12 protein-coding genes are annotated in these 10,633 nt (G+C 61.2%); 3 read left to right on the top strand and 9 right to left on the bottom strand.

Annotated elements, in window-relative coordinates:
• The 9 genes from HU811_RS20040 to HU811_RS20000 form a co-directional block, all read right to left on the bottom strand.
• Positions 1–283: coiled-coil domain-containing protein (locus HU811_RS20040; protein WP_496198550.1), on the bottom strand; the 283-nt coding region annotated here is incomplete at its 3' end.
• Positions 284–329: 46 nt separating this feature from the next.
• A complete protein-coding gene (gene fapE / locus HU811_RS20035) occupies positions 330–1,076 on the bottom strand; it encodes a fibril amyloid subunit FapE (protein ID WP_092397938.1) in 747 nt (248 codons plus the stop codon).
• 59 nt (positions 1,077–1,135) lie between these two features.
• Positions 1,136–1,816: a fibril amyloid maturation endopeptidase FapD gene (gene fapD, locus HU811_RS20030; protein ID WP_186657676.1), complete on the bottom strand. Its 681-nt coding sequence runs from the start codon at positions 1,814–1,816 to the stop codon at positions 1,136–1,138.
• A gap of 65 nt (positions 1,817–1,881) precedes the next feature.
• Complete coding sequence (gene fapC / locus HU811_RS20025; RefSeq protein WP_186657675.1) at positions 1,882–2,865, bottom strand: amyloid-like fimbrin subunit FapC; 984 nt, start codon at positions 2,863–2,865, stop codon at positions 1,882–1,884.
• 63 nt (positions 2,866–2,928) lie between these two features.
• Positions 2,929–3,507 (bottom strand): fibril amyloid subunit FapB, encoded by a 579-nt coding sequence (fapB, locus tag HU811_RS20020; protein WP_186657674.1) that lies wholly within the window; start codon positions 3,505–3,507, stop codon positions 2,929–2,931.
• 1 nt (position 3,508) lies between these two features.
• Positions 3,509–3,958: a functional amyloid chaperone FapA gene (gene fapA, locus HU811_RS20015; RefSeq protein ID WP_186657673.1), complete on the bottom strand. Its 450-nt coding sequence runs from the start codon at positions 3,956–3,958 to the stop codon at positions 3,509–3,511.
• A 320-nt stretch (positions 3,959–4,278) separates the two neighbouring features.
• Complete coding sequence (locus HU811_RS20010; RefSeq protein WP_186657672.1) at positions 4,279–4,803, bottom strand: AAA family ATPase; 525 nt, start codon at positions 4,801–4,803, stop codon at positions 4,279–4,281.
• Positions 4,800–5,363, bottom strand: a complete 564-nt coding sequence (pnuC, locus tag HU811_RS20005) for a nicotinamide riboside transporter PnuC (protein WP_186657671.1) — start codon at positions 5,361–5,363, stop codon at positions 4,800–4,802. The genes HU811_RS20010 and pnuC overlap by 4 nt, the downstream gene beginning before the upstream one ends.
• Before the next feature lie 57 nt (positions 5,364–5,420).
• Complete coding sequence (locus HU811_RS20000; RefSeq protein ID WP_092397950.1) at positions 5,421–5,909, bottom strand: MarR family winged helix-turn-helix transcriptional regulator; 489 nt, start codon at positions 5,907–5,909, stop codon at positions 5,421–5,423.
• A 216-nt stretch (positions 5,910–6,125) separates the two neighbouring features.
• Between HU811_RS20000 and HU811_RS19995 the strand changes: the two genes are divergently transcribed.
• The 3 genes from HU811_RS19995 (at position 6,126) to HU811_RS19985 (ending at position 10,522) form a co-directional block, all read left to right on the top strand.
• Entirely contained in the window at positions 6,126–6,956 is an 831-nt protein-coding gene (locus HU811_RS19995) for a p-hydroxycinnamoyl CoA hydratase/lyase (RefSeq protein ID WP_003202420.1), read from the top strand.
• A 106-nt stretch (positions 6,957–7,062) separates the two neighbouring features.
• Positions 7,063–8,511, top strand: a complete 1,449-nt coding sequence (locus HU811_RS19990; protein WP_186657670.1) for an aldehyde dehydrogenase — start codon at positions 7,063–7,065, stop codon at positions 8,509–8,511.
• 142 nt (positions 8,512–8,653) lie between these two features.
• The gene (locus HU811_RS19985; RefSeq protein WP_437179497.1) at positions 8,654–10,522 is read left to right on the top strand and encodes a feruloyl-CoA synthase; all 1,869 of its coding nucleotides are present in this window, start codon (positions 8,654–8,656) and stop codon (positions 10,520–10,522) included.
• Positions 10,523–10,633 lie beyond the last annotated feature (111 nt).

The following is a 10,633-nucleotide window of genomic DNA, read 5'->3' as shown; positions in this document are numbered from 1 at the left end:
TGCCACCGGCCGCTGCGCCGCCCGCCGCAGTCTGGTTGCCTTTCATGTCGGCCGGGGATTTAGCCAGACGCTTGGGCGCGGGAGCAGCGGGTTGATCTTCGACCTGGCGAACTCGCTGCTCGAGTATCGCCAGGGCTCTTTGCTGGACCTCGTATCGTTGTCTGAGCTCGAGAAGCTCCTGCTTCAGAGCTTGAATGTCGGCGTCAGGTGCTGCTTGCAGCAGGGGCGCCGGTAAAAGAGTGCTTACGCACATCACAGCGCGCAACGATACGGATCGATACATGAAATATGCCGTCCCTATTTGCCCAGTGGTCGCAAGGCAGCGTAGTTCAATATCCGAGATTGCGCAGTCCGCGCAGCTGGGTCAGGTTGCAGTCCAAAGCGCCGGCGCTGAGGCCGTTGTTGTTCAAAACCACGTTGAGTTGCGTCATGTTGTTGACCAGGTTGCTGTTACCCAGCAAGCGAGTGTTTTGCAGCAAGCCGCCCTGGGCTACTTGTTGCAGAGAACTACCCTGGTTGTGGTTGGCCTGGATCGCCATCTGCACGCCGCTGCCGGTGGCGGTGACCGCAACACTGCCGGCGGCGTTGCTGCCGCTGATGGTTTGGCCTTTGCTCAGCAACTGGCCTTGAGCAGGCACCAGAGCGGGGGCCTGGTTGCTTTCCCTGACGTTGATGCTGACGTTGTTGTAGGCGGAGTTGCCATCACCTGCGGCGCGCACGCTTTGGGTCACGCCCTGGCCACCCGCCAGCCCCGCGCCACCGACAATGTTGCCGCTGCCCTGTTGCGGGGCCTGGCCATTGCCGGTCTGCTTGATCGTTGAGACATAGAATTGGGGTTTGACGGTGGCCGCCTGGATCTGCATGGAACTGCTCGCGCCGATCAGGTCGCCACTGGCGTTGCGCCAGGTGCTGCTCATGACGATACCGAAGCTGATGACCCGTCCGGGCATGACATAGCGTCCACGCAGTTCGGCAAGCTCCTGATCCTTGACTTCGATGGGTTTGAATCCGGCGTGGGCATGGCCCGACACAGCCGCGGCAAGGCCGGCAAACGCCAGCCAGCGTGAAGTTTTCATGTGCTGCTCCCGGAGCTTCCTGCTCCTTTTTGTACTTATTGTTGGCGATTGGTCGGCGATTAGAAAAAGTCGCTCTGTATGAAGCCAAAATCCATCAGCTCTGCATCTTTGACCGGGTTGAACCCGTCCAGTTTGTTACGCGCCGTCAGCGGTTGCGGAGGGGTGCGTAGTGCGTTGGTCTTGTCGTAACCCGGGCCGACGATGGCAAACACGATGCCGTTCCAGCCTTTGACGAAATCATCATGGGCGTAGCGCTTGTGCCCCAGTACGGGGTCGGCGATATAGACCCATTGCTGGTCGGCTCGCTGCAGTACCACGAAGTGCTTGTAGCCACGGATGTCCATCAGGACCACCACCGGAATTGTCACTGCCTCGAGCTTTTCCGGCGGTATCCGGTAGCCCCGGGCGCGCATGCCGATGCTTTCCACGTAGCGCTTCATATCAAGCATGGAAAATCCCTGGGTGCGGACTAGGTCATGGTCGGCTTTGACCAGCATGCCCTTGATGACGTGCTCTTCATCCACGTCAAGCCAATAGGCCTGGCGCAGTACCGTGGCCAGCGCGGCGGCGCCGCAACTGAAATCGGTTTTCTGCTCGACGATGTCGCTGAACTTGCGCTCGCGCACACTCTGTACTGGCTTGTAGATCAACATGCCGCCGGGTAGGGCGGCGACCGGCATCTGCGCAGCTTCAGCCACGCCGGCCAGACAAATGAGCAGAGAAAGGGCTGCCGCTCGCATGATCGATACGCCTTATGCACACCTGGGAAAGAAGCCCCGTTTCCGGGGCTTCGTTTCGATCGCGCTTACATGCAAGCCCTGCAACCGGCCGAAATGGACAGCGAGTTGCTTTGCTGGTTGCCCACGCCCGCCGACACGTTGGCGCCGCCGTTACCGGAGAAGCCGTTCATGGAGTTGGTCATGGTAGCGTTGTTGATGACAGGGTTTTTCCAGCCATCGCGGGTCAGCACTTGTTGGGTGTTGCTGCCGGCCAGTTCGAAAGTGCCCACGGCGGAGAACTTGAACTTGTCGTCATCGTGACCGCCGCCGTAGCCGCCTCTGTTGCCCCAGCCGCCATGGTCGTCGTCTTCGACGGTGCCGGTACCTTTGGCCTTGAATGTGCCGGAAGCGGCGTAGGTGCTGGTGAGGGTGTCGGTCTTGTAGGTCCGTACGCCCTTGTTGTCGACCACAAGGCCTGTGGAAGACTGATCGGCCGAGGCTGCGGCTTCTGCGACACGTCCGCCCGATACAGCGATGGCCAGGTTGTTTTTCTGTTGGTTGAAGTTGCCGGCCGTCACGTTGATGCCGATGTTGCCGGAGCCATCGTTGCCCGCATTGGTGAGCGAGGCGTTGTTTCGGGTCGAGTTGTTTTTGACGTAGTTATTGTTATTGACCTGCATGGCGCTGGAGGTGGCGACCGCTGAGCCGAAGATGAATGCTTCGTCTGCAGTGGCGATGGCCGCGGCGTTGTCCTGCTGGTTGCCATCGCCGGCGGCGATGTTGGCGCCCATATTGCCGTTGCTGCCATTGAGCGAGTCAGCGGCTTCAGCCGTGTTGCGGGTGGCCTGGTTGGTCACCACGTTGCCGTCGCTGTTCTGCTCATCCATCACGGTCGCGCTAGCCCCGGCGGTGATCGAAAGCAGTTGTTCAAACGACGGACCTTGCGGACCGTGATTGCCATGCCCGTTGCCGTGCCCGTTGCCACGTCCGTTTCCATCAGCCTGTGCAGCCATTGCCATGACAGCGGCGAGAGCGAAAACCAATGGTTTAAGTGCCATTGTTGGTTTCATGGTGTTTCTCCTTGCGTGTCGTTGGTTAAGTGTCAGTACTTTCTTATGCCCACGGTTTTCGGGTCAGTCAGCGACCCGGATGCTCAGGGTGTTAGCCATGCGGTTCCCCACCCCGGCACTCTGGTTCACCTGGATAACCCCTCGGCTGCCGGTGAAGGCCTGGTCGCTGGTGACGACCTGGCGACTGCCGGTTGGGGTGCCAGTTGCTCCTGAGTTTGGTAGCAACGCCACGTTCTGCTGAGAAAGGGCGCTATCGTCGATGCTCTGCGGCCGGGCACTGATACCCACCCGCATGACATTGGCCATCTGGTTGTTGGCACCGGCGGACTGGTTAACGCCCAGCACTCCGTTGCCGTTGCTAAATGAACTGCCGCCGATGCGGGCCGTTGCGTTCACCGACGGGTTGGCCGCTGTATCCAGCCGTTGACGCACGACAGTGGTGGCCTGGGCGTGAGTGCCGATGGCGATGGCCCGGGTGTTGGTCTGCTGGGTCTGATCGCCAGCGGCCTGGTTGACGTTGAAGTTGCCGGTATAGCGGCTGCCGGAATCCTGCAGGTTGGCATTGCTGATCACCGCCGCGCCTGGATCGGCGAACGCGGTGGACGAGCCGAGCAGGGCAAATAGAAACAGGGCTGCTTTCATGTCACTGACCTCCGCCCAACCGGCCCAGCGGGGCCAGCCCGGAACTCAGCGAGCGGTTGATCGTGCCGGAGATGGCGCCGCCGTTGCCGCCACCGTGACCGGCGCGCATGCCCGGCAAACCGTTGGGGTTGGTCACGATGTTCAGACCTTGTACGCCGGTGTTGTTCGGGGTGACGGCGTTGCGGATCGACGAGCCGCTGGCGACGCTGGCGAATTCGCCGTCGCTCAGCTCGATGCTGGCGGTCGCTTGATTGACTCGATCGGATGGGTTGGCGTTGACGGTGCTCGGGTAGGGATCTTTGCCACCGTTGCGACCGATATGAACGGGTTGGACGTCACGGGTGAGCACAATGACGCCGTTGCCCTCGGCCTGCACGGGGAGGCTGAACGTCGCGCCGGCGGCGCAGCCGATCAACAGCAGGCAGGTCAAGCTTCTATTGAAAGTCCCCACGGCATCGATTCCTTCTTCGGTGGGCTGGCCTTGGTCCAGCGGTGCGAAGGAGGAAGAGCAGGTGTTGTGCCGCTTATAAAAAATCTATCAAATTCAATGGGTTGGTATATTTCAGAGGAATTGCGTCTGGCGCCTGTTTCATTCGTGAGACAGGCCGATAGAGGCTAATGGCCGGGCGCTATCGCTTGGCTCTGGTTCAAGGCTTCGCAAGCAGGTGTTTCAAGAACCTGACAAATGCAACAGAAAAACCATCGAGGTGCTCTGGAGCGGGGGTTGCCACGACCTGGGCGTTTCAAGGGTGATACAAACAGATGGGTAAATCAGGCTTGGAGCAGTCGAGTCACGGTTGCAAACACCCGCTCCCGACGTTGCGCCCAATCGCCTTCAATGACCTGCAAGGGTTGCTGATGCCGAACCAGCCATTGCTCGATAGCCTCGAAAAACCTCATTCGGTCTTCCATTTCGGGTTGGCAGCGCAGGCCGTCGCCAGTCCATTCGACCTGTTGCGGGCTCAGCAGCAGGTGCAAGTCGTAATGGCGCGCCAGCAAGGCCGGCTCCAGCCAGCTTGGGCAGTCGCCGAACAGGGTTTGGCTCCAGAGGATGTTGCTCAACAGGTGGGTGTCGAGGATCAACAACGGTGGTTTACAGGCGCGGGCCGCGTCTTCCCAGGCCAACTGTCCTGCGGCGATATCGGTGATGTCCGACAGGCGGGTCTCACGCGGATTCTGCTCCATGAAGTAGCGAACGTATTCGTCCACCCGCAAGCCGCCGAAGTGCTCCTGCAACTGCGCCGCCAGCCAGCTCTTGCCGCTGGACTCCGGCCCGGTGAGCACCATGACCTTCATGTGCGCAGGACCGGGTCGGCGCGCCATTCGCGCCAGCCCTGTACGGCCAACAGGGTGAACAAAGCGTAGAGCGCAGCGGTCAGGTACAGGTCCTTGTAGATGAACAAGCCTACGAAGATGATGTCCAGGGCGATCCACAGCGGCCAGCATTGCACGCGTTTTTGCGCCATCCACCACTGGGCCACGAGACTGAAACCGGTGAGCGCGGCGTCGAGCCAGGGTTGGGCGGCGTCGGTCCAGTGCGCCATGGCCGCGCCCAGCATCAGGCTGCCTGCCGCGCCGACCGCCAGGCCACGCAATACTGAAGGCGCGCCCAGGCGGGTGATTTGTCGCCCCTCATGATGCTGCCCCGCACGAGTCCATTGGTACCAGCCATAGAGTTGCAGCACGGCGTAGACACACTGCAGCAACATGTCCGAGTACAGCTTCACTTCGAAGAAGATCCAGCTATAGAGCAGCACCATGACCAGACCGGTCGGCCAGCACCAGGGGTTCTGCTTGACGGTCAACCAGACAGCGATCACGCCGAGGGCTGCGGCAAACAGTTCAAGCCCGGACATGGCGGTTCCTTGGGTAGTAGAAGAAGGCGGCGATTGTAAACGCTGGCGCCAGTTTTTCTATGACTGGTAAACCTTCTTGAGCAGGCGCAGCAATTCTTCGCGCTCGGCACCGTCAAGGGTTGAGGTGGAATCCAGGTCGCTCTGTGCGGCGATTTGCTTGAGTTCCTTGAGCAGGGTTTCGCCGGTTTTGCTCAAAAATATCCCGTAGGAGCGTTTGTCGGGCTTGCACCGCACCCGCACGGCCAGTGCCCGGCTTTCCAGCTTGTTCAACAGTGGCACGACTTGCGGTGGTTCGATCGACAGGGCCTTGGCCAGATCGGTCTGCATCAGGCCAGGGTTCTGGTCGATGATCGCCAGGGCCGAAAATTGGGCGGGCCGCAGATCGTGGATGGCGAGTCGACCGATCAGGTTCTGGAACAGTTTCAATTGGGCGCGACGCAGGGCGTAACCGATCAGATCATCCAGCGCGGAGTCCAGCGGGGCCTGTGCGTCGGTACCGCTGGCCTGGGGCTCGGCGGGGTCGGCAAGCTTGGAAGACTTGGCCATCGGAGGGAGCATCCTCAAGGTGAGTGATTAACAAGGCTATCCATTTTGCCGAGGTTGAAGCGCGATGGCTATGGCGGATATCGAAATAGTGATTTGCCGCGTTGTCCTGTCCATTGGGGAAAATACAGATAAATGGATTAATAGTTAATTGACATAACTAGTTTTCGAGTTTAGTTTTTGCTCATCTTCAGCCAAGAACAAGAGAGCACGCCCGCCATGAGCAATTACGAAGGTCGCTGGAAAACGGTCAAGGTCGACATCGAGGAAGGCATTGCCTGGGTCACCCTCAATCGCCCGGAAAAACGCAACGCCATGAGTCCGACGCTTAATCGCGAGATGATCGACGTGCTGGAAACCCTGGAGCAGGACCCGGCCGCCGGAGTACTGGTGCTGACCGGGGCCGGTGATGCCTGGACGGCCGGCATGGACCTCAAGGAGTATTTCCGCGAAGTGGATGCCGGGCCTGAAATCCTGCAAGAAAAAATCCGTCGCGAAGCCTCCCAGTGGCAATGGAAACTGCTGCGCATGTACGCCAAGCCGACCATTGCCATGGTCAATGGCTGGTGCTTCGGTGGCGGCTTCAGCCCGCTGGTGGCGTGTGACCTGGCGATCTGCGCTGACGAGGCGACCTTCGGCCTTTCGGAAATCAACTGGGGCATCCCGCCCGGCAACCTGGTCAGCAAGGCCATGGCCGATACCGTGGGCCATCGTCAGTCGCTGTACTACATCATGACCGGCAAGACCTTTGGCGGGCAGAAAGCCGCGGAGATGGGACTGGTCAACGAAAGCGTGCCCCTGGCGCAACTGCGCGAAGTCACCGTTGAGCTGGCGCGTAACCTGCTGGAGAAAAACCCGGTGGTGTTGCGAGCAGCCAAGCACGGGTTCAAGCGCTGCCGCGAACTGACTTGGGAGCAAAACGAAGATTACCTGTACGCCAAGCTCGATCAGTCGCGCCTGCTCGACACCGAGGGTGGTCGCGAGCAGGGGATGAAGCAGTTCCTCGACGACAAGAGCATCAAGCCGGGGCTGCAGACTTACAAACGCTGAGACAACGGCGCGGCGGGTGCCGATCCTGTGCCCGCAGGCTGTTGCTCAAAGGCCCTTGGCGCTACTGTGAATGTGTTCCCTATAAAGACAATAAAGAGGAATCACCATGCTGGACGTGCCCCTGTTGATCGGCGGCCAGTCGTGCCCCGCCCGTGACGGTCGGACTTTCGAGCGTTGCAATCCGGTAACCGGTGAAGTGGTCTCCCGTGTGGCGGCTGCCACGCTGGAGGATGCCGACGCCGCCGTGGCCGCCGCGCAAGCTGCGTTTCCCGCCTGGGCAGCGTTGGCGCCCAATGAGCGGCGCACGCGTCTGCTGCGTGCCGCCGAGCAGTTGCAGGCGCGCACTGGCGAGTTCATTGCCGCTGCCGGCGAGACGGGTGCCATGGCCAACTGGTACGGTTTCAACGTGCATCTGGCGGCGAATATGCTGCGCGAAGCTGCGTCCATGACCACCCAGATCAACGGCGAAATCATTCCTTCGGATGTGCCCGGCAGTTTTGCCATGGCCCTGCGTCAGCCGTGTGGCGTGGTGCTGGGTATCGCGCCGTGGAATGCCCCGGTGATTCTCGCCACCCGCGCCATCGCCATGCCTCTGGCCTGCGGCAACACTGTGGTGCTCAAGGCTTCTGAAATCAGCCCGGCGGTGCACCGCTTGATTGGCCAGGTATTGCAGGACGCCGGGCTGGGCGATGGCGTGGTCAACGTCATCTGCAATGCCCCGGCAGATGCGCCGGCCATTGTCGCGCGGCTGATCGCCAACCCGGCGGTACGCCGTGTCAATTTCACCGGCTCGACCCACGTCGGGCGCATCGTTGGCGAACTGTCGGCGCGCCACCTAAAGCCTGCATTACTGGAACTGGGCGGCAAGGCGCCGTTGCTGGTGCTCGATGACGCTGACCTGGATGCAGCGGTAGAAGCCGCCGCCTTCGGGGCGTACTTCAATCAGGGTCAGATTTGCATGTCCACCGAGCGGCTGATCGTCGATGCCAGCGTGGCCGATGCCTTTGTTTCCAAGCTGAGCGCCAAGATCGCCACCTTGCGTGCCGGTGATCCTGCGGCCGGTGATTCGGTATTGGGTTCGCTGGTGGACGTCAGTGCCGGCCAGCGTATCAAGGGGTTGATCGACGATGCCTTGGCCAAAGGCGCGACGCTGGTGGCGGGAGGGCAACTGGACGGCAGCATTCTGCAGCCGACCTTGCTCGACGGCGTTACTCCAGACATGCGCCTGTACCGCGAAGAGTCTTTCGGTCCGGTGGCGGTGTTGCTGCGTGGTGAAGGCGACGAAGCCTTGTTGCGCTTGGCCAATGATTCCGAATTCGGCCTTTCGGCAGCCATTTTCAGCCGCGATACCACTCGGGCGTTGGCCTTGGCTCAACGGGTCGAGTCGGGCATCTGCCACATCAATGGTCCGACCGTGCACGACGAGGCGCAGATGCCCTTCGGTGGGGTCAAGTCCAGCGGTTACGGCAGTTTTGGCGGCAAGGCGTCCATCGAGCATTTCACCCAGTTGCGCTGGGTGACGATGCAGAACGGCGCCCGGCATTACCCGATCTGATATCCGTCGCATGCGGGCGGTGGCGCGTGGACATCGCCGGCCCGATGCAGGCCAGACATAACAATAACAAGGCCGCAGCCAGATGCTGCCACGCTCCGCTCGCTTCGCGCGGGTTCGGCGTGCCTTGATGGAGGAAATGTACGTGAGTGTTGAGTTCAGATCGTCCTCCCGAGTCGGCCCCGGGCGCTATCGCCAGGTGTCGATTGGTCATCCAGCCGTTGAAGTCAGAGAAGAGCAGGGCATCCTGCACATGCGCTCCCTGGAGCCGTTGGCTGCGTTGCCGACGCGTTTGCTCGATCGCTTGGTGCATTGGGCCCAGGTGCGCCCGCAACAGACCTTTATTGCCGCCCGCCAGGCGGGCGGGGACTGGCGGCGAGTCAGCTATGCCCAGATGCTCGACAGTGTGCGGGCCATCGCGCAAGGCTTGTTGAGCTATGGCTTGTCAGCCGAAAAGCCCCTGGCGCTGCTATCGGGTAATGACATCGAGCATCTGCAAATGGCCCTTGGCGCGATGTACGCCGGGATCCCCTATTGCCCGGTGTCGCCGGCCTATTCGTTGTTGTCCCAGGATTTCGCCAAGCTGCGCCACGTTTGCGATCTGTTGCAGCCGGGGTTGGTGTTTGTCAGCGAGGCTGCGCCGTTTGAGCGGGCGATCAATGCGGTGCTGCCGGCGGACATTCCCTTGATCACAGTACGCGGCGAAATGGCCGCAAGGTCCAGGGCAAGCTTTGCCAGCCTGCTGGCGCAACCCGGTGGTATTGAGGCCGAGCGGGCCTTTGCCGCCACCGGGCCGGACAGCATTGCCAAGTTCCTCTTCACCTCGGGCTCCACCAAGCTGCCCAAGGCCGTGATCACTACCCAACGCATGCTCTGCGCCAACCAGCAAATGCTCTTGCAGACCTTTCCGGTGTTCGGTGAAGCGCCGCCGGTATTGGTGGATTGGTTGCCGTGGAACCACACATTCGGTGGCAGTCACAACGTCGGCATCGTGTTGTACAACGGCGGCACGTTTTACCTGGACGACGGCAAGCCCACCGCCCAGGGCTTCGCCGAAACGTTGCGCAACCTCAAGGAGATTTCTCCCACTGCGTACTTGACCGTGCCCAAGGGCTGGGAAGAGTTGGTCAGTGCCCTGGAACAGGACGGCGAGTTGCGCGAGCGTTTCTTCGAGCGCATCAGCCTGTTCTTTTTTGCGGCAGCGGGTCTGTCCCAAAGTACGTGGGATCGGCTCGACAAGGTCGCCGAACAGCATTGCGGTGAACGCATCCGCATGATGGCCGGGCTGGGCATGACGGAGGCGTCGCCGTCCTGTACTTTCACCACCGGGCCGTTGTCCATGGCCGGTTACATCGGCTTGCCGGCACCCGGCTGCGAGGTGCGGCTGGTGCCGGTGGACGGCAAGTTTGAAGGCCGCTTTCGCGGACCGCACATCATGCCCGGCTACTGGCGCTCGCCGCAGCAGACCGCTGAGGTGTTCGACGAAGACGGATTTTATTGTTCGGGCGATGCGATCAAGTTGGCCGATCCCAATGATCCGCAACTGGGCTTGATGTTTGACGGACGGATAGCCGAGGACTTCAAGCTGTCCTCCGGGGTGTTCGTCAGTGTCGGGCCGTTGCGCAACCGGGCGGTGCTGGAGGGGACCCCGTACGTCCAGGACCTGGTGGTGACCGCGCCGGATCGCGAATGCCTGGGCGCGCTGGTGTTCCCACGGCTGGCTGAATGCCGGCGTTTGTCAGGCCTGTCCCCGAGCGCCAGCGATGCCGAGGTCTTGGCCAGCCCACCGGTACGCCAATGGTTCGCCGATTGGCTGCAACGGCTTAACCGCGAGGCGAGCGGCAACGCCAGCCGCGTGGAGTGGATTGCCTTGCTCGATGAACCGGCCTCTATCGATCGTGGTGAAATCACGGACAAGGGCTCGATCAACCAACGGGCGGTGCTGCAATGGCGCGCGGCGCAAGTCGAGGCGCTGTACCGCGGAGAAGATCCATCGATCCTGCGGGCGAACTAGTCGGTCCAGATACAAGACCTGTGGGAGCAAGGCTTGCCCGCGATGGCGATGGATCAGTTGGCATCAATGTTGGCTGATCTACCGCCATCGCGGGCAAGCCTTGCTCCCACA

It is taken from the genome of Pseudomonas tehranensis, from assembly GCF_014268615.1.
In the GTDB taxonomy this organism is placed as follows: domain Bacteria; phylum Pseudomonadota; class Gammaproteobacteria; order Pseudomonadales; family Pseudomonadaceae; genus Aquipseudomonas; species Aquipseudomonas tehranensis.
This window is presented reverse-complemented; position numbering and strand designations above follow the sequence as displayed.

Excerpts from the sequence above, each read along its gene's own strand:
- HU811_RS19990 (WP_186657670.1), top strand. The coding sequence starts at position 7,063 with ATGCTGGACGTGCCCCTGTTGATCGGCGGCCAGTCGTGCCCCGCCCGT.
- fapE (WP_092397938.1), bottom strand. The coding sequence starts at position 1,076 with ATGAAAACTTCACGCTGGCTGGCGTTTGCCGGCCTTGCCGCGGCTGTG.
- HU811_RS20010 (WP_186657672.1), bottom strand. The coding sequence starts at position 4,803 with ATGAAGGTCATGGTGCTCACCGGGCCGGAGTCCAGCGGCAAGAGCTGG.
- fapB (WP_186657674.1), bottom strand. The coding sequence starts at position 3,507 with ATGAAAGCAGCCCTGTTTCTATTTGCCCTGCTCGGCTCGTCCACCGCG.
- HU811_RS20000 (WP_092397950.1), bottom strand. The coding sequence starts at position 5,909 with ATGGCCAAGTCTTCCAAGCTTGCCGACCCCGCCGAGCCCCAGGCCAGC.
- HU811_RS19995 (WP_003202420.1), top strand. The coding sequence starts at position 6,126 with ATGAGCAATTACGAAGGTCGCTGGAAAACGGTCAAGGTCGACATCGAG.
- fapC (WP_186657675.1), bottom strand. The coding sequence starts at position 2,865 with ATGAAACCAACAATGGCACTTAAACCATTGGTTTTCGCTCTCGCCGCT.
- fapD (WP_186657676.1), bottom strand. The coding sequence starts at position 1,816 with ATGCGAGCGGCAGCCCTTTCTCTGCTCATTTGTCTGGCCGGCGTGGCT.
- pnuC (WP_186657671.1), bottom strand. The coding sequence starts at position 5,363 with ATGTCCGGGCTTGAACTGTTTGCCGCAGCCCTCGGCGTGATCGCTGTC.